13 protein-coding genes and 3 pseudogenes are annotated in these 17,927 nt (G+C 68.6%); 5 read left to right on the top strand and 11 right to left on the bottom strand.

All coding sequences use genetic code 11. The features are described 5' to 3' along the window. A partial coding sequence (locus ACZ434_RS32590; protein ID WP_468462331.1) for a helicase associated domain-containing protein occupies positions 1–1,878 on the top strand: 1,878 nt, incomplete at its 5' end. 264 nt (positions 1,879–2,142) lie between these two features. On the opposite strand, the gene ACZ434_RS32585 is transcribed toward ACZ434_RS32590, so the two are convergent. The 4 genes and pseudogenes from ACZ434_RS32585 to ACZ434_RS32570 all read right to left on the bottom strand — a co-directional run bounded on the left by ACZ434_RS32585 (position 2,143) and on the right by ACZ434_RS32570 (position 5,949). Next, positions 2,143–3,597 (bottom strand): SsgA family sporulation/cell division regulator, encoded by a 1,455-nt coding sequence (locus tag ACZ434_RS32585; RefSeq protein WP_468462329.1) that lies wholly within the window; start codon positions 3,595–3,597, stop codon positions 2,143–2,145. Between the two features lie 20 nt (positions 3,598–3,617). Further along, positions 3,618–4,466 carry a sigma-70 RNA polymerase sigma factor region 4 domain-containing protein gene (locus tag ACZ434_RS32580; protein ID WP_468462327.1) on the bottom strand — a complete coding sequence of 283 codons (849 nt, stop codon included), beginning with the start codon at positions 4,464–4,466 and terminating at the stop codon, positions 3,618–3,620. A gap of 444 nt (positions 4,467–4,910) precedes the next feature. Then, positions 4,911–5,168: pseudogene (locus ACZ434_RS32575) on the bottom strand (metal-sensitive transcriptional regulator); the annotation flags it as partial. Positions 5,169–5,358: 190 nt separating this feature from the next. Then, entirely contained in the window at positions 5,359–5,949 is a 591-nt protein-coding gene (locus tag ACZ434_RS32570) for a CGNR zinc finger domain-containing protein (RefSeq protein ID WP_468462325.1), read from the bottom strand. Positions 5,950–6,045: 96 nt separating this feature from the next. Here ACZ434_RS32570 and ACZ434_RS32565 point away from each other — a divergent pair, with 96 nt between their 5' ends. After that, positions 6,046–7,113 carry an LLM class flavin-dependent oxidoreductase gene (locus ACZ434_RS32565; protein ID WP_468462323.1) on the top strand — a complete coding sequence of 356 codons (1,068 nt, stop codon included), beginning with the start codon at positions 6,046–6,048 and terminating at the stop codon, positions 7,111–7,113. Between the two features lie 198 nt (positions 7,114–7,311). Then, positions 7,312–7,851, top strand: a complete 540-nt coding sequence (locus ACZ434_RS32560) for an NUDIX hydrolase (protein WP_468462321.1) — start codon at positions 7,312–7,314, stop codon at positions 7,849–7,851. A gap of 681 nt (positions 7,852–8,532) precedes the next feature. Here the strand turns inward: ACZ434_RS32560 and ACZ434_RS32555 are convergent. Continuing rightward, a pseudogene (locus ACZ434_RS32555) lies at positions 8,533–8,913 on the bottom strand (DUF6415 family natural product biosynthesis protein); the annotation flags it as partial. Positions 8,914–8,924: 11 nt separating this feature from the next. Here ACZ434_RS32555 and ACZ434_RS32550 point away from each other — a divergent pair. Continuing rightward, entirely contained in the window at positions 8,925–9,065 is a 141-nt protein-coding gene (locus tag ACZ434_RS32550; protein ID WP_468462319.1) for a hypothetical protein, read from the top strand. 170 nt (positions 9,066–9,235) lie between these two features. Here ACZ434_RS32550 and ACZ434_RS32545 read toward each other — a convergent pair. The 4 genes and pseudogenes from ACZ434_RS32545 to ACZ434_RS32530 all read right to left on the bottom strand — a co-directional run. Further along, a pseudogene (locus ACZ434_RS32545) lies at positions 9,236–9,634 on the bottom strand (Scr1 family TA system antitoxin-like transcriptional regulator); the annotation flags it as partial. A 191-nt stretch (positions 9,635–9,825) separates the two neighbouring features. Further along, positions 9,826–10,539, bottom strand: a complete 714-nt coding sequence (locus tag ACZ434_RS32540) for a TnsA-like heteromeric transposase endonuclease subunit (RefSeq protein WP_468462317.1) — start codon at positions 10,537–10,539, stop codon at positions 9,826–9,828. A 237-nt stretch (positions 10,540–10,776) separates the two neighbouring features. Continuing rightward, positions 10,777–13,110, bottom strand: coding sequence for a CHAT domain-containing protein (locus ACZ434_RS32535; protein WP_468462315.1), 2,334 nt, complete (start codon positions 13,108–13,110; stop codon positions 10,777–10,779). A gap of 11 nt (positions 13,111–13,121) precedes the next feature. Then, positions 13,122–13,490 carry a hypothetical protein gene (locus tag ACZ434_RS32530; RefSeq protein WP_468462313.1) on the bottom strand — a complete coding sequence of 123 codons (369 nt, stop codon included), beginning with the start codon at positions 13,488–13,490 and terminating at the stop codon, positions 13,122–13,124. A gap of 108 nt (positions 13,491–13,598) precedes the next feature. On the opposite strand from ACZ434_RS32530, the gene ACZ434_RS32525 reads away from it, so the two are divergent. Further along, the gene (locus ACZ434_RS32525) at positions 13,599–14,618 is read left to right on the top strand and encodes a WD40 repeat domain-containing protein (protein ID WP_468462311.1); all 1,020 of its coding nucleotides are present in this window, start codon (positions 13,599–13,601) and stop codon (positions 14,616–14,618) included. Positions 14,619–14,736: 118 nt separating this feature from the next. Here ACZ434_RS32525 and ACZ434_RS32520 read toward each other — a convergent pair whose 3' ends face one another. Next, positions 14,737–17,112 (bottom strand): telomere-associated protein Tap, encoded by a 2,376-nt coding sequence (locus ACZ434_RS32520; RefSeq protein ID WP_468462309.1) that lies wholly within the window; start codon positions 17,110–17,112, stop codon positions 14,737–14,739. A 121-nt stretch (positions 17,113–17,233) separates the two neighbouring features. Then, complete coding sequence (locus ACZ434_RS32515; RefSeq protein ID WP_468462333.1) at positions 17,234–17,521, bottom strand: hypothetical protein; 288 nt, start codon at positions 17,519–17,521, stop codon at positions 17,234–17,236. Positions 17,522–17,927 lie beyond the last annotated feature (406 nt).

Raw genomic sequence — 17,927 nt, 5'->3', positions numbered from 1 at the left:
CTGGGGTCGAACTGCCCGTTCACTCCGGACAGTTGCACGGTGGCCTGCCAGTTGAGCAGGGAGCAGACACCGGCAGACGGTGCACCCCAGGGAGCGGAAACCGCGCACTCAACCGCGGAGATCCCCTACACCACACAGCGGGACGCCATCCAGGCCGGCTTCGAGGCGGGACTGGCGCACGCCAGGTCCTATGCCGCAGAGCACGGTCACCTGGCAGTCCCGGGCACCGACGCGGTGTACCAGGGTTATCCACTGGGGTCGTGGCTTGCGCGCCAGCGCCGCACGGCGCGGCAGATGCGGGAGCCCACAGAACGCTCCCGCGCACTCGAGGCCATCGATCCCTGGTGGAATCCGCCGTGGCCGCTGGCATGGCAGCGCTCCTACGCACAGGCCCGGCGGCTGGCCGAGAGCCAGGGCAGCCTGGACGCGGGGCATGGCTTTCCCGGAGTCGAAACGGATCTTGCCGGGTGGCTGTCGCAGCAGTGTGCCGCTTATCGGCGCCTGGATCCCGGTCAGCAGCTTCTGCTGGCAGACATCGGCATTACGGCCGAAGAAGCCAAGAAGGTGCGCAGCAGGGCCGCCGCCGCACGAGTGCGCAGCGGGACCAGAAAGCCGCGGGCTGTGGACGCGGGGGCGGCAGCAGCCAGTCTGTGGGCGTTGGACGGCATGGCCAGCGCTCGTTCCTTCGCCGCAGCATACGGGCACTTGGCAGTGCCCTCCGAGTACGTGCACGACGGGTTTGCCCTGGGCCGCTGGCTGGTGGAGCAGCGCCGACAAGCCCGCCGGCACGCTCGGGCCACGGGGGGCGTGTGGCCGCGTGGCCGGCTGCTGGCCGAACTCGATCCCTGGTGGAACCCACCCTGGCCCTATCCCTGGCAGCGGCGCTACCAGCAGGCCCGCAAGCGATGGCAGAAAGGCCGACTGCAGCTGCCCAGCCCGCAGCACGGCCAGAGTATGGATGAGGTGACAGCGTGGCTGCTCCGGCAGTGCGCCCGGCACGACGTCCTGCAGCCCGAGCAGCAGAACCTCCTCGCGGGCATCGGCATCACCGCCGCAACCGCCCGCGCCGTAACCGAAGCCGCCCAAGGGCCCGCCCGCGTGGACAGAGGGTTTGCCCACGCGCGTAGCTATGCCGCCGAGCACGGGCACCTCGCCGTGGCCGAACGGACCCGCCACGACGACTACCCCCTGGGCCGCTGGCTTCTGCGCCAGCGGCACCGCGTGGCTGACGGGCGCACCGACCCCGCGCGGATCGCCGCGCTGGATGCCCTTGACCCGCACTGGAACCCGCCCTGGCCCCTGGCCTGGCAGCGCGCTTACCGCCGGGCGTATGCCGCCACGGCCAGTGGCACCCTGACGGCGGCCCAGCGCCGCTGGATCACCACCCAGACAAGGCTGTGGGACAGTCTCCATCCCACTCAGCGAGAACTCCTCACCGACCTCGGTGCCGTGCCCGCCACCGAGCCCGTGCCGCCCCCTACAACCGCACGCCGCTGCCCAGCGAGCGAAGGCCTCCCCCACGCCCGCGCCTACGCTGCCGCCCACGGGCACCTCGCCGTGTTCACACACACCCAGCACCACGGCTTCGCTCTGGGGCGCTGGCTCATCCAGCAACGGCGCAAAGCCCGCGCAGGTCTCCTGTCCGCCCACACCCTGCAGGAACTCACCGTCCTCGACCCCTGGTGGAACCCGCCCTGGCCCTTCGCCTGGCAACGCAAACACCACCAGCACCGCAGCGCCCGCGTGGCAGGCCAGCCCCTCCCGCCCGAACTACAGCGTTGGGCCCGCAAACAAACCGCCCTCTGGCACCAACTCCACCCCCACCAAAAAGCGTTACTGGCAGCTATCGGCATACGCGCGCCGTCCCCGTTCGGATAGGCGCCCGGTTCTGGGAAGAGATCGGGCTCGCGAGAGAGCAGGCGCTCTGGTGACCAGTACTCGCCAGTCGCGCTTCGACGGCTTGCGACTGGCACGCGGGCACGCCGACGCTGTCAAAGCTCCGTAAGCCGACTCACGGAGCCCTGCCCAAAGCAGTGGCGGTCGCCCCTGTCTCGGGGCGACCGCCACTTCAACGAGTCGTCTAGCGAAGGCAGCCCTCAGTCCCCCAAGGGGCGTCGTTACTCCGAAGTTCTGCGGAGATGCCTAGTCGCATCGCCCTGGACGCGCCAGCTCTCCCATCATTGTCTCCAGAGCGTTCAGGGCTGGTACGAGGTATGAATGCTCAGCGCCGTAAGCAACCAAGCTGCTCGCCGCGTCAAGGAAAGCTCGAAGATCGGCGTCCGCAGCCGACAGCAGTGCGGTTCCTTCCGGTGAGCAGAGGCGAACGAAGACGCGTCGTTCACCCCGTGCCCCAGTATCGGGCCACACGATCACGTCACCCAGCCCGCTGCTACGTTCTAGGCCGTTTCTCAGCAGATCCCGGGCAAAGGTCCATACCGTTTCGCCTTGGCCATCTGCACGGAAGCGCGCCTCGACCGCGTAGGGATCAGATACGCGGTATGTGAGTCGTGTACGCAAGCTTGATGTCAGTGCTAGTGACTTACGCTCATCGAAGTGGAACGACATAGGCAGTTCCGCAGACAGTTCATGCGCCCCGTCAACCACTGCCCGGCACAGATTTGTTCTGCCTGCCCTGGTCGGTTGCCTCAGGTCACGACCGTCTTTGCTGCTCTCTTGGACTGGGTGACGAGGCCGAGGTTCACCTTCTGTCTTTGGCAAGAGCAGCCCGCTGCCGACTGCTGTGTATGCGAAGTCGGTGAAGTTCGCAATGTGCAGAAGCGGGGAAGGCATGGCGCACACGAAAAGCCCTGTGGGTGTGACGCTGAACAGGGATTCTTCGGGCTGCACCCATGGCTCGATCAGATGCCGAAGGTTTCGCAGTCGCTGCTTGTGCCACCCGGGTCCTGCCCAGCCCGCAGCGTAGAGGGTAGGGGTTGTCCCGATCTCGGGCGAGAGCAGTTGTCCCGTCTGCGCGTATGTGAGCGTGAAAGAAGGAGCCACCTGTGCTTCACCGCAGGTGCTGCGGATAGCAGGTGCGGCCATGTCGACGAGCAGCGACGGGTGTCGCCACCCGGGCAAGGTCGCCGGAACGCCGTAAGGAATGGAGTGTCGTGGTGTGACTTCTCTGGGGCTTTCGTCCGGCGTGCCCGACGGCCACAGAGCGCGGATCAGGCTCGTTGTGGGTGGCTCGTTCCAGGATCGCTGTGTAGGCGGTTCCCGTCTGCTGCCACGGCCCGTGTCGGAGTATGCGCTGTGCAACCAGACGAAGGCAGCGTAAGAGATCACGCTTTTGCCGGAGCCGTTTGTCCCGTGGAGAACGGTGAGGGGGCGCCGGTGAAGTATCGGCTGGTCTTCCTGCGCTGTCCGTTCCGCGTCGGTGGACACTTCAGGGCAGTTGTCGGCTTCATCGTCTGGCTGCGAGCACGGCGTGCCGTTGGGCATGCCGAGGGACCTCTGCTGCTGGCGGACAGCTTGCGTCATGCGGCGCCGGGCCGTGGTGGGAATGTCACCGGTCTCGGCGACGACGTGCGGGGCTCCCAGGCTGGAGGCGCCGAGCAGTGCGTCGAATTCGTCATCCGTCGCAGCGAGGTGGTCCATGGGTTCGTCCTTCCGGACGGTCATCGTGCTCCCCCTTCCCCGAGGTCGGACTTCTCGGCCAGGTCGGTGAGGATGCGGGTGCGGAGCCGGCCGATACGGCCTTCCAGCGCCTTCTCCGTCAGCCCGACCTCTGCGGCCGCCTGCTGCTGGGTGTAGCCCAGTGCGCGCAGGGCGAGTCCTCTGCGGACCTTGGTATCGGTGATGTACGGGAGGATGCGCTTGATTTCGTCGTGGGTGGCTGCGGCGTAGAAGGGGTCGGTAGCACGCTGATCGGGGATGTCCCGGCCGCCGGGCGCTGCGTCGGGGTCGGTGGGGGGAAGGTTCAGTTCAGCCTGCCCCAACTGCATGCCACGGAACCAGCGGATATAGACGGTGCGGAAGGAGCGGATGGATGCGCCGACGAAGTAGGTGGTGAGGCTGGCGCCGCCGTTCGGGTTCCATTTTCCGCGGATGAGGCCGTGCTCGAGGAAGAGGTCCAGGCCGGCGACGACGGTCTCGGTGGCGACTTCAAAGCGGGCGTCGGCGTCCCAGTCGGGCGCGGTCATGTGGGCAGGGACGGGCCGGCCGGCTCGACGGGCGTGGACGAAAATCTCGCCGCTGGCGGTCCACTTGTTGATGGTGCGCCACCCGTACTCCATCAGCCGGGTGGTGGTCTTCTCGTAACGCGGGCCCTGGAAGTTGTCGGCGCGCAGGATGTCGACGATGCGGGCGTCGACGGCGTGGCTGGCGGAGCGGCTGGCTTCGTCCTGCACATGTCCGGTGAGCGTGTGCTCCAGGCTCAACAGGCCCGAGGTGCTGAGCTCCTCAGGCTCTTGGTCCTCCTGCAAGAGGCCCTGAGGGGCGCCCCCCTGGCACATCTCATCCGGCACACTCGCTCCCTTACGCTCTGCCGCCCCCGTGGGCCCCGTTTCCAGCCTTTCGCGGATGTCATAGGCCTCAGCCGCACCTCTCCCCTCGCCAAACCCGCGAGAAATTTATATGACTCACGTCACATCAAATGGGCGGGGGGAAAGGCACCGCCGGGAGCTAGAGCATTCACGACCAAGCGCTCGCAGGAGCGTGAAATCCCATCAGGTGAAACGGAGTTCACAGTGGCCCAGGACACTCAGCAGTCCGGCAGTCAGCCGCTGCTCGGCCTGCGCAGCGCCATCGTGCTGCTGCTCGGCGTCCTCACCGGCGTCGGTGCCGGCGTGCTGACCTACCTCGCGCAGCGCTCGCTGCCGGCCGCTGCTCTCGCTGCGGGCGCCGGCTTCGCAGCGGGCGTGATGTTCTTCCACGCCATCATCGGCTGACCCGCCCCGCACCGGGGGGTCTTGGGGGTGATCTTCCGCGACGGCGGTGCGGACGCAGGTGTCCATGTGCTCGTCGAGCATCTGCGGGGCGAAGGACTGCAGGGCTCGCGTGGTGGCGGCGACCTGGGTGAGGACGTCGATGCAGTAGGTGTCTTCATCCACCATTCTCTGCAGTCCTCGGACCTGCCCCTCGATGCGTCGCAGCCGTTTGAGCACGTCCTGTTTGTGGGTGCTGTAGCTGGCCACTGCTACCTCCTCTGCTGCCGTTGGCGTGCGCAGCACGGCTACCTCCCGTCCGCTTGCAGTAGGAAGGGGGTCGGGACTGCAGGAAATCAGGTGTGGTTCCGCACTCTCCGCCTGAGCCTCCCTCGCAGGTGAGCAGGCTCGTACGGGCACTGTCAGCCGCACGGCCCGTGCCCAGGTTTCGGGATCAGGGTTGACTGGTGGTCCACCTGGACATCCCCCTGAACTATCCAGTGAGAGCTCGGCTTTGCTTGCGGGCGTAGGAGCGGGCTGCTCGGACGCGGTCCCCGCAGCGGGTGGAGCACCACTGCCGGCGCGCGTGGGTGCGCAGCAGGAACCGGTCGCAGGGGGGCGCCTCACAGCGGGCGACCCGAGAGGCGTCACTGCCGGTGAGCAGGGTGGCGGCGTCCTCGGCGATCAGGGCCATCGCGTGCTCGACGAGCTGTGTCACGGGGTGCTCGGGCGTCCGGCGGAATCCTTCGTCCGGGTCGTGGCGCAACAGCGGCGCGCTGGGGACCTTGATGAGGGCCCGGTTGGTACCGTCCAGGGCTCGCTGCGGGGGAGCTTCGCCTTCCACGTGGGCCGCGAGGAGGGCGCGCAGGTCGTCCCGCAGGCCCGTGAGCTGGTTTTGGCAGTAGGTCAGCAGGGCGGTCCGGTCGGGTACGAGGCCGTGACCGATGAGCCAGTCGGTGGCCTCCTCGGGACTGCCCAGTTCGTCTGCCCGCTGCCCTCCGGGAAGGGCGGCCGTGCTGTTGACCAGCGCGAGGCTGACGTGCTCGTCGGCTCCGGGGGCGGGCGGGAGTGGGATCTTCGACATCACTCTCATGGTATCAGCGTCAGTCTTCCGTGACACTCCTGCTACCGTGGGCCTCACGATGAACAGCGCTTTTTCCCGTGAGAATTGAGGAGTCGCATGACCCCCGCACCGCCTTCGGGCACCGCACCGTTCGCCCTGTCGGTGCTCGACAACGCACACACCGCCGTCGGACAGACCGTCGAGGAAGCCTTCGGCGAGGTCATCGCGCTGGCCCGGCTGGCCGAGCGGTGGGGGTACCACCGCTTCTGGATGTCCGAACACCACGCGATGCCCGCCGCAGCGACCTCCTCGCCGCAGCTGATGCTGGCGCGCCTGACCGGCGAAACGGACCGCATCCGGCTCGGCGCGGGCGGGATCATGCTGCCCAACCACGCACCGCTGGTGATCGCCGAACAGTTCGGCATGCTGGAGGCGCTCGCCCCGGGACGCATCGACCTGGGACTGGGACGGGCACCCGGCACGGACCTGCCGACCGCCGCGGCGCTGCGCCGGCACCACAACGCCAACGACGGCTTCCCTCAGCAGGTCCTGGAACTGCTCGGATTTATCGGCGACGACTTCCCCGACGGCCACCCCTACCAGAACGTCCACGCCGTCCCCGGCCCCTGGCAGGCCGACCAGAACCGCGTGCCCCGGCCCAAGACCGCGCCGGAAACCTGGATCCTGGGCTCATCGCCCTACTCCGCCCGCCTCGCGGCCCAGCTCGGCCGCCCCTACGCCTTCGCGCTGCAGTTCGGCGACGCCGACGTGGCCTCGGCCATGCGGCTGTACCGGGAGAGCTTCCGTCCCTCGGAAGTCCTGGCCGAGCCGTACACCCTCGTCAGTGTCGGGGTGGTCGCCCACGACGATCCCGCCGAGGCCCGACGCCAGGCGGCCTCGTCGGCGATGGCCATGCTGCGGATGTTCCAGCGCAAGCCCTACAGCCTGCTCCCCCCGGAGGAAGTCGAGGCATACCCCGCCAGCCTCCAGGAGCAGCAGATCCTCGAGACGTACACCCACCGGTTCCTCAACGGCACCGGCCCACAGGTGGCCACGGCCCTCGAACGACTCCACGCCCGCACCGAAGTCGACGAAGTGATGCTCGTGGTCATGGGGCACTCACGCCAGGCCCAGGCACGCACGGTCGAGCTCATCGCCGACCACTACGCGCTCCACTCACCGTGAGCTGCGGGCTCGAGCGGCACCCAAGTGCCGACGGCCGCGCCGACACACACCGAGGACCCCGACGCGGGAGTTGGAGGAAGGATGACGGAGGCGACGATCAGCGCCAGGGAGCAGTTATCCGGTCTCATCGGATGTACCGGGCGGCGCCCGTGGGGCAGGGCTGGGCTCCCTCGGGCCACGCCGCAGCACCATCGCACGATGCGCGCGAGCGCCGTGGTGGTGGTGACCAAACCGGTCGCCGACGATGTCGCGTTCCTGCTCGTGCGGCGTTCCTGGGCACTGAGCCACCACCCGGGCGAGTTCGCGTTCCCCGGCGGCGGCATCGACCCGGACGAGACCCCCGTCACGGCCGCGATCCGGGAATGCCACGAGGAGACCGGCGTGGCCCTTGGACAAGGGCACGTACTCGGCGCATTGCCCGCCCTGGCGCTGGAGGCGAGCGCGAACGTCGTCACGCCGGTGCTGGCCTGGGCCGGAGACGACGTCCAGGACGGCCCGGCACAGCACTGGCACGATCGCGAGACCCAGTCGACGCACTGGGTGCCCCGCAGCCACCTCGTGGACCCGGAAAACCGCACCACCGTGACGTACGGCGAGCACTGGGCAGGACCGGGCTTCCTGCTCGACGGCGCATACGTCTGGGGCTTCACCGCCCACGTCCTGGACTGGCTGCTCGACGAACTCGAATGGAGCCGCCCCTGGGACACGTCCCGCCGACACAGAATCGCAGAGCACTGACCCACGCCGTCACGCCGCGGACGTCCATATCGCCTGCACCCTCATCTGCTACCGCAGACTCGACAAATGAGATGACTTCATAATGGTGGAGCCGGATATCGCAACTCTCCGAATAGCCTCCCGATCGCGCAGGTCGGGCTGGCCATCTCCTGATTGGGGTGACGCGTGTCGGACATGCCGACCGAGCAGGTCAATCGTCACCTGGAGCAGTGCCCACCCATGCCACCGGCTGCCCTTCGGAAGTGGTCCCCAAGTGCGGATAATCCGCGTCGTGCCCGACCTCCAGGACACAGACCCGCCCCCACCTGCCATGTTTTCCCGGACACCTCCGGATCAGCAGGTCGTAATCGCCCCCCTCACCGCACGGTCGTACCGCTCCTGGGATCGCCGGCGCTTGGGGCTGAGCTCTTGCGACAAGGAGGCTTCCATCTGGTCAATCTCATCTTTGAGGCGCTGAACAGCGGGATCCGATATCACTGCATTCAGCGCCGTCTCGGTCCACCACTGCACGCGCCACCGGGCGTGCGCCGCCCGACGAGCTGCGCGCGGTGGAGAAGGGCCGGCGCTCGCCGCTCGCCTCGCTGCCCGGAACCGGCGCCCGCGTAGTCCTGCCGCGGGTGCAGCCTTCCGCACCCGGGCCCGTGGTCGCGCCGGGTGCGGAGGGTGGTCACCCGGCCTGGGGGCGCGCGCGGCCTCCAGGCGGTCCAGGCGTTCGTAGAGGGCGCGGACGAGGCGGGCGCGGTTCTGGGCGCAGCGCGCGGTGCCCTCGATCGGCACGGACAGCCGGCCTTCTGCCTCGCGCAGGACGATGTCGGCGAGCGCCCGGGGCCCGCTGTCCTTGGGGAGTTGGGCGGCGCGGCGGCGGACGTCGGAGGCGACGGCGCGGGCGTGGCCGGTGAGCTGGAGGGCGATCTGCTCCAGGTCGCGGGCGGTGAGGGTGTCCTGGTCGGTCCAGGCGAGGACGGCCTTGACGAGGCTTTCGTACGGTTCGCGATCGAGCGGGAGCCCGGCTTCGATCAGGCCGCCGGGGTCGTGCAGGACCGTGTGGCTGCTGGTGTGCATGGCGGGCCTCGATGCCGGGAGCGTCGTGTGCGGGTGGCTGGCGGTCACCGCTGGGGGTCCTCGCCGCCGTCGGCCCCGTCGTCCTGGTCCTCGTCGTGCTGGCCAAGGAACCGGGCGAAGCCGCGGTCCGCGCGGGCCAGCAGGGCCGGTGAGGGGACGCCGTAGGCGTGCGACTGGAGGCCGCGGCCCTCCCGGCCGGGGCGGTGGAGTCGGTGTGTACGCGCATGAGGCCCCGCCTTTCCGGCTAGTGGTCCGTCGGTGCCATCGACGCTACGCACCTGCGGTCCGCGCGCTCAACGAAGTTGCGGAGAATTGCGGAACTTCACTCCAGGGCGTCGATCGCGGCCTCGATGAGCGCGCGGGCAGCGTCGCCGTAGACGGCCATCTCCGCGAGGCCGGCGAACGCCCTGGCGTAGTCGGCAAGCTCGCGCGGCTGCGTCACCTTGATCTCCGCCGTCAGCGTCTCCACGACGGCCATCGTGTCGTCGTGGACGTAGAACGCCTCCAGCGGCCACACGGTGCGCTGCGCGGTGAACGGGATGATCCCCAGCGAGACGGAGGCGAGCGGCATCACGGCCAGGAGGTGGCGCAGCTGCCCGCGCATCGCCTCGAGGTCCGCGGTGCGAAAGCGCAGGACGGACTCCTCCATGAGCACGACGTAGCGGTGGCCGCCTTCGTAGAGGAACCGAGAGCGAGCGACGCGGGCGGCGACGGCATCGGCGGGCATACCGAGGCCAGCGAACGTGATCTCCCGGCCTTGTTCGGCCAAGGCGCTGAGCTGCTCGGCCAGACCCATGCCGTCCTTGAGGACCACCTCGCCGCCCGCCTGCGTGCCGGCGAACTCCACCACCTCGACGACCTCGCCGTCGTAGGAGAAGCGGCTCCCCACTCCCACCCGCACCGCGGCCCGGCTCACGACGCCGCCCTCAGCACGCTGCGGGCGCTCAGTGGAACGCTCAGGTCGACCGACCACTGCTGCTTCCAGAGCAGGTGCAGGATCCCGGCCCGGACCAGCGGAGCCGGACGACCGGGCAGGCAGTCGAACGCCTCTCCCAGCGTGTTCCCGTCCACGACCCGGTCGCGTACTTCATCGAGGATGACCGGGTCGAACAGCCGCTCAGGCGGTGACTCCTCCTCCACCGCCAGGTCGTGTATCTCCTCGGTCAGGTCCGGCTCGAACAGCCAGTCGCGGCGGTAGCCCGCGAGGAACCGGACGTTGGCCAACTCGGCGTCCGGCGGCTCACTCCACACCTCGTAGCGCCAGCCGCGGGACTCGACCGCCTCGCGGGTCCAGGCGAAGGTGAACGCGTGCTCCGGCTTGGCCGCCCGGTGCCGCGGCTTGACGTCAGCGATCAGCGGGCCTGCCGTGGTTGCCATCAGGTAGTCCGGGATGTGCCGGCGCAGCACGCCGTCCACTTCGGCCCGCAGCAAGAAGAGCTGGGCCACGATCGCGGTCACATCCCGGTCGAAGTCCGCGTAGAGCAATCGCGCCAGCTCCAGCCGCGACTCGTAGATCACGTGATCCGCCTGCGTACTCGCCCAGTACGAACCCGAGTAGTGCTTCTGCCCCATGTACCAGCGGAATGCCCGCCACGGCTTGGCCACGGACAGCATCTCCAACGGCACCGACCCCCAGGCGAGACCCTCAGACGCCTCATCCTCGGCAAGCCGAATACACACCTCTATATCCACCATCCACCCCAGTGCCCGTGTAACTGACCTTGATCGCAGGACAGTTGCACGGGCACTGAAGTACGAACGGTCACACGCACTTTCGATCACTCGAAAGGGTGATCATTCCTGTTCTGTCTCATTGACCCCAGGCAGGCTGACCCTTGGACCGTGCACACCCGACGGCCTGGGTTACTGCGTAGCCGTCGCCACTCCGAGGCCGCGGAGCGTCAGTTTGAATGGATCGGCCAGGAACGCAGCGCTCCCGGTCGCGTTCAGTGATGCCATCAGAGTCTCGGCCTCTGTTCGCATGCGACGCCGGGCTCTCCCGAATGCGTCGGTGAGCGGCCGTCCCGTGGTGAGTTCCCGGTAGAGCGCGGATGAGAATGTCTCTGCCAGGCGGTCTTCGACGGACCACAGGTTCGCGATGATCGCTTTGCTGCCGGCAGCGAGGAACGCGCCGACGAAAGTCGGGTCGCCGGCCAGGCTCTGCGGCCCCGGGGCGGCGGCGTCGCAGGCGTTGAGTACCACTAGTTGCACCCGGGACAGGTCGAGCCGGGCGATCTGTTCGGCGGTCATGCGCCGGCCATCGGGGTCGATGGCGTTCTTCCGCGCATCTGACCAGGCTTGCTCGCCGTGTGTGATGAAGTGGAGCACGTCGCAGGTTGCTGCGGCCTTCGCGATGTGGTCCGCCGCGAAGTCTGTGTGTTTCTCCACGGACGCCGCTCCGAGCGTGGCTTCGATTCCGGCCAGTTCGTGCGGTGCGCGGTCCAGGCTCTCGGAGTCGATGAAGACCGCCACCCGAGTGTCGGGTCCGATGACGACAGCCGGTATGCGCACGGCGTCGAACCCCGTCGACCGCGGGTCCAGGCAGATGTTGGCCGCCCTCGTGCCCCGGTCCCACGCCAACTCCCAGGGGATCTGGGTCAAGGGTCCGACGGTACAGATCATCTCGTCGGGCCAGGCGTGCAGTAAGGAGTGTCCGGCGAGTCCTCCGTAGACGTTTTCCAGTCGGCCGGACGCCAGGTCCACCAGCTGTGCGAATTCGCGTTCTGTCCCGCCGAAACCGATGTGGTTGGCCCCGGTCCGGGTGACGCTGTTGAACATGCGGATGACCGGGAACAGGCCCGCCGTGGCGTAGCTTTCCAGGTTCTGAGCCAGCGCGTCACTGATGTTGTCGGGGCCGACAATGGAACCCCAGGCTCTCGGGGACTGCCATAGTGCAGAGTTCAACTCTTTGGAGTGGGCGACTGAGGTGAAGGCGGCGTCGGTGTTAACACGCCAGATGTGTCCGTCGCCGGTCATGGAGACGCCTTTGATCGGATGCGTCGATCCGGGCGCGCCAGTGTCGATGTCCCGCCATTCATAGGGGTGTGCAAAGAACGTCGGCAGCATGGCGCTCGCCCACTGTTTGGGCTGGTTGTGCCGAACATCGTCCAGGAGCGAGAGCAGTGGCAAATCGCCCAACACGCTGATCATCGCGTTCGCGGCCCGCCACCGTGATGCTGCGGGCATGGGTGACCCCACGGAGGCCAGGGTGTTCCGGACGCTGCCCCAGCAGCGTCGCGCTGACTCCCTCAGCCTGGGTTGGTCGTCGCCGTGGGGCAGAGCGGCGGCGTTGATGATGTCCTCGAGCAGTGCGACACGGGGGTTACTGCAGTCCCGCAAGGCGATCTGCGCGTCGACGATCATGCTGACCGATACCTGCGGGCTGTCCCAAGGAACGTGACCGGCTAGGAAGGCGACGCGCGCCGACAGCGCCCATGCCTCCTCGACCAGGCCCGCACGCCCGCAGGCCACGCCGACCTTCCCGAGCGTGTCCAACGCTTTGCGACATGCGTCGTGGTCTTCGCGTAGCCGAGCGCTGTGGAAATCGATGATCGAACGGTGGTAGATCAGGTGGACTATTGCCCGGGGGTCCGGTCCGTCACTGATCGTTTCGTTGGCAAGCAGCCGGACGCCTTGGCCGAGCCATGTCGCGTAGCTGTCCTGGTCGTAGCCGCCGATAAACGCGCGCGCGGTCACGCTGAGCACACGGGTGACGGCGTTGCCCGGGTGGCCGGGTCGGCGCCTCGGCCGGAACGCGGTGACGAACTCGCCGAGTGCATGCAGGGAATTTTCCCACGAGTGAATCGCCCCGCCGGTGCTGTTGCTTGGGCCGGTCATGAGTGACCGGGCATGCGCCACCAGTTTGGCCGGCAGATCGGATTCGTCGAGCGGAGCGTGCAGACCCTGCATCAGGGCTGCGCCAAGCGACTCGTATTCGACGACTCCGGGAAGCAGGTCCCGGTCGCTCATGGCGTGTAGGAGGTCCAGGCACGCGGCTTCGCATCCGATCCCGGCTGCGGACTGGAGCCGGAGCGGCAGCACCGCCGCGATGTTGTCGATCATCCGGTCCAGTCCGGCCCGGATGGCCGGGTCCAGCGTCGCCGGAGTCGGTAGTCTGCGGAGCCGATGCAGACAGCCTGAGAGGTCGCCGCTCTGACATTGTTCCCAAGCGATCGCAATGTCGTCCAGCGCGGACACCGATGCCATCCTCAGGGCAGGATGATGCGGTTGGGTCTGCTGCTGACCTGTTCCATCAGCTTTTCTAGCTGCTCGGGCTTGATGTCGGAGGGCACGTCGATCTTCACGTTGTCGAATTCCAGGACAATATGCTTGCCGTCTTTGGCGGCGCCACGCTGCAGGAGCGCGGACACTAAGGTGACCAGCGCCGAACTGACAGCGGCTATGGTCGCGACCAGCACTGAGGGGTCCGTGGCGCGGAACCGGAGCGCGGGCTTTTCGAGGGCCAGCGAGACACCCCTGTCCTCCCAGCCGACGCGCTGGAGCGCCTCGGCAACCTCGGCCGACCGTGACGACGTCGAGGTGATGACCACGCGCCACTCCTGCGGTTCGCTCTCCACGTCAGTACCTCCCCCTGCCGACAGTGAACGATCACGGAATCATGACATAGGTCCGCACGCCAACACGCCGCGATGACCAACTCGACGATTGGCGGTCACAATGCTCGAATGACGACAGAATCGTGGACCGCCCCGGTGGAGCTGGAGTCACAGGAGTACAGGCGTGTTCCCGCCGACCCGACCGGCGCCCCTTCCCAATCCCTGCGCCTCCAGCCCTCTTTCAGCCTCGTCGGTCACACCGACCGGGTCGACTCGGTGGCGTTCGCCCCGGACAGCCGGATACTCGCTAGCGGCAGCCGGGACGGCACCGTCCGCTTATGGGACGTCGGGATCCGCTCCCACATCGCTACGCTCACCGGCCACACCGGTGTCTGTGCGGCATTGAGCTCGCTTGCCTTCTCCCCCGACGGGAAGACCCTTGCCTGCGGATGCGACCACGGGGCTGTCCTCATGTGGGATGTCGAGGACCGGGATCTCATCGCCAGATGGCAGTCGTCCCCCGCCCTGACACCGTGCTCGGTCGCGTTCAGCCCTTTCGCACCGATGCTCGCCTGTAACCTCACCGACCGCGCGGTGGAGCTGTTCGACGTGGCCGGGCAGCGGCGGCTCGGTGCCATCGACCTCGACTTACGCCATCCCTACATCAGCTGCCTGGCGTTGGCCGCGGACGGGAAGACGCTGGCCGTCGGCGGGTTCGACTCCGTCCAAGTCGTGCAGCTCGCACCCGGGCTCCCGTCGGTGGTCCTCGCCGACACCGGGTTCGTCAGCTCGCTGGCTTTTCGACCGGACAGCAGAATGCTCGCTGTCGGCGGGGAGCACGTCGCGGGCCGTTCCCTCGCTGGCGACGGCGGCTTCGGCACGGCCCACTTGTTCGAGATACCGGGCAACCGCCTCATCACCTCGCTCCCCACCGACCGTGACACCCCCGGCGCGACGTCTGTGGCATTCCACCCTGACGGCAGGACCATCGCCTGCGGTTACTCCGACGGCCTCATGCGCTTGTGGCACTACTCGGCCTTGAGCTACCAGGCCACGCTCAAGACATACGAAGCCTGCCGTGTTGCGTTCTCCGCCGACGGCAAGGCCCTCGCAGTGGCGAGTGGGAACGCCGTTTCGATCTGGATCTGACCAGGATCTGACCGGTGCAGCGAGACCGGACAATTCCGAGCTGGGCATCTCAGCACCGCGTCATAAGTGCTATTCAAAGGTCATCGCTCACGAGAACATGACGCGGATTCTGAAGTACCTACAGCGAGGCATCCTTGATCTCGTTGGCGATGTTCACTCCGTCGGCGAGCAGGTCCAGCGCCCAGCCGATGGTCTGGGAGCCCTGGTGCTTGACGGAGCCGGGGTTGACACCGAGGCGGAACCCGCCGCGGATCGGCTCGCCGCCGGGGCCGAGGAGGAGGGGCAGCGGCGACAGGCCGTCGATGGCGTAGACGACGCAGTCGTTGTTGACCGCGAGGGGGTAACGGCCCGCCGTGGTGGCGAGGTTGTTCATCTTGCGGTGCATGTTGGTCCGCGCCTTCGACAGGATCATGGCACGGATGTCGGGCCGCCACGTCAGGCGCTTCAGGGCCGGCCACGGGTCGCCGAAGACGTGGTCGACGCCCATGTTCGGGCGCTGGCGCAGCTTGCCGATGCCCGACTTGGCGGTGGCCTTGATTGCGCCTGCCAGGGTCACCAGCAGCGGGTCGCCGTCCTTGTAGACGGCCATGGCCGCGAGGAAGTCCTCGTCGTCGAGGTCCTGGGTGACGCCGCGTTCGGCCATCACGGTCAGGTAGGCGTCGCGCAGCGTGTCGTACCAGGGCTGGAGGTAGGGGCTGTGGGTCTCGCGGACCCACGCCTCCATCGGGCGGACGTCGGCGCCGAGTTCGACGGCGTAGGCGACGGTGGGGGTGGCGTACCAGCCGGGGCCGTCGGGGCGTTCGCCGCTGGAGGTGAAGGGGCTGGGCAGGCGCGGGTCGGTCTCGACGTGGGAGAGGTCGAGGTACCAGGAGCCGGGCAGGTCGGGGTCGAAGTCGGGGTTGCGGGGGTAGTGGATGGCGGGGCCGGTGCCGACGTGGAGCCGGCGGCATGCCGCGAGGAAGGCGACCTGCACGTCCAGGGCGGCGACGTGGGTGCACGCCCGCTCGGCGTCGGTGATCAGGTCGGCGGGGCGGACCCAGATGCACGCTTCCTCGTCGAGGGCCTCGCTGGCGGGCCGGGAGCCTTCCTCCGGGTAGTCGGCGGCGACGACGGGGTGTTCGTGGGGGCCTCGGGCGGGGCGGGGTCGACGAGGGTGTGGAGCGTGTGGGGCACCTTGGCCGAGACGTACTTGCCCTCGTCCTGGCTCCACTTGGCCTTGGTCGGCGGGCGCAGCGAGGTCATGAGCTCTTCGCCGGTGACGGCGACGGTGCCGCGGGGGGTGATGACCAGGCGGGCGTAGGTGCCGAGCATGCGGGCGAGGTCGCTCGCGGGCAGCTCGCCGGCCTGGCCCCAGACGCGGTTCTCCAAGGCGCCCCAGGGGGGTGAGGAAGAGCTGGATGCAGTGGCGCTTGCCGTCGAGGCGCTTAAGGATCCGCGGCCAGGGCCCGAACCCGGCCTTGGTGAGTTCCCATCCGGCCTTGGTGAGGCTCTTGAGGGCCTTGTGGTCGGCCGGCAGGCGGAGGTCTTCCTGGTCCGCGAGGTTGGTGGGCAGGCCGAAGTGGGCGACGGCGCTCTCGGCGAGGATGATCAGCGGGTCCTGGTCGAAGCCGTTGTCGTGGACCTTGGCCGCGCCCAGGCGGATCTTCCGCTTGTCCAGTGCCCAGGCGGCCAGGGCCTGGAGGGTCTTGGCCGGGCACGGAACGGTGCGGCCGTCGGCGAGGTGCGCGGTCAGGGCGCCGTCGGTCATGTCGAGGACGGCCAGCGGGCCGTCGGCGTACTCCGGCGGCACCGGCTTCTCGGCCGGCTTCTTCGCCGTGCGCTTTGTACGGCGGGAGGCCGGAGCGGTGGCCGGGCGGCGCGGCGCGGCCGGCGGACGGGCGGCAGGTGCAGCGGCGGCCGGGAGCGCCGGCGCCGGGGCAGCCACCGGGGCGGTGACCGCCGGTGCCGCGGGTGCGGCCACGGCGGACGTGGGCGCCGTCTCGGCGCGCGGGGCGGAGGCGGGCTCGGCTTGCGTGGTGGGCCAGGTGCCGCAGCGGGGCATGCCCATGGCGGCCATGGCCTGGAGGTACACGTGGCGGGGCTGGCCGTCCACGACGCTGGACGCCGGGTGCCCGCAGCGGACGCACAGCCGGGTGACGCCCTCCGGCAGGTCGGTCCAGGAGCCGGGCTCGTCGAACTCGGGTACCGCCGTCTCCGCGCGGGCCGGGGCGGGCTCGGTGTACGGCCAGGAGAGCTCGGGAGGGTCCTCGATGTCGAACTCGAACTCGAGAGGAGTCGCCTCCGCGGCGAGCGCATCCGGCGCTGACTCGGGCTCGCCTTCGGGCTCGGGTTCCAAGGCGGCCGAGCCACCCTCTGCACCAACGCGAGCGAGCTCGCCGGCGAAGTAGGCGAGGATCCTGGCGTACCGCTGCCCCTTCTCGCCGCGCGGTGTGCGGGGCGGGTCCGATTCCCAGGTCCACACCGTCTCGCGGCGGACGTCGTTGGCCTGGCCCATCTGCGTCACGGTCCAGCCGAACGCCTCCCGGAGCCTGACCCGTTCCGCGGCTGACCACACCCTCCGTCACCACCGACTACGGAACAGAGCCAAACGAGCGGTGTAACCAGGGTGGTTGGGGTTACTGGCGGGCCGCCGTCAGGCAGCCGTCGAAGGTGATGTCGAAGGCGTTCAGTGCGGTCTTCCAGCGCATGGTCCAGCGGGCCTGTCCCTTGCCGGTGGGGTCGACAGACCCGCGCAGGCGGCAGCCGAGCACGATGCCCGCGCCGAGCAACTGCTCCGCCGTGAAGTCCGTTACAGCAAGGGCCCCATCGACGGGAAGCTCATGGTGCCCGTGGAAGAGGGCATCTTCCTCTCTGGTCCGGACAACAAGCCGACCTGGACGGATACCTACCTCATCGACGTCCACCCCACCACGAACGCGGACTACGCTCGGTACGTTCGCGCCACCGGTCACCGGGCCCCGCAGCATTGGCCGGAGGGGCGGTGACCGGACAGCATCTGCGACCACCCCGTGGTCTGGGTGACCTGGCATGATGCGGTTCGCCTACGCCGCGTGGGCCGGTAAGGCGCTTCCGACGAGCACGCAGTAGGAGAAGGCGGCCCGCGGCTCCAAGGGCCGCTCGTACCCGTGGGGTGACGCGCCGACGGCCGCCAAGTGCAACGTCCTCGACTCCGGCATAGGCCGCACCACCCCCGTCACCCGCTACCAGTCCGGGGTAAGAGGTCCTAACAAAGTCGCTGGACGTGGCGGTGGGTGATCAGGCAGACGGCGAGGCCGAGGAATGCTTCGTGGATGTCGTCGCGTCGTTCCC

Source organism: Streptomyces sp. NPDC030893, assembly GCF_055571535.1.
Note: the sequence above shows the minus strand (reverse complement) of the source record. Positions and strands in the feature narration are given on the sequence as shown.

Coding starts and splice junctions, on each gene's coding strand:
- ACZ434_RS32565 (WP_468462323.1), top strand. CDS start 6,046: ATGACCCCCGCACCGCCTTCGGGCACCGCACCGTTCGCCCTGTCGGTG.
- ACZ434_RS32570 (WP_468462325.1), bottom strand. CDS start 5,949: ATGTCGAAGATCCCACTCCCGCCCGCCCCCGGAGCCGACGAGCACGTC.
- ACZ434_RS32520 (WP_468462309.1), bottom strand. CDS start 17,112: ATGGGCCAGGCCAACGACGTCCGCCGCGAGACGGTGTGGACCTGGGAA.
- ACZ434_RS32585 (WP_468462329.1), bottom strand. CDS start 3,597: ATGGACCACCTCGCTGCGACGGATGACGAATTCGACGCACTGCTCGGC.
- ACZ434_RS32560 (WP_468462321.1), top strand. CDS start 7,312: ATGCGCGCGAGCGCCGTGGTGGTGGTGACCAAACCGGTCGCCGACGAT.
- ACZ434_RS32550 (WP_468462319.1), top strand. CDS start 8,925: ATGCCGGGAGCGTCGTGTGCGGGTGGCTGGCGGTCACCGCTGGGGGTC.
- ACZ434_RS32525 (WP_468462311.1), top strand. CDS start 13,599: ATGACGACAGAATCGTGGACCGCCCCGGTGGAGCTGGAGTCACAGGAG.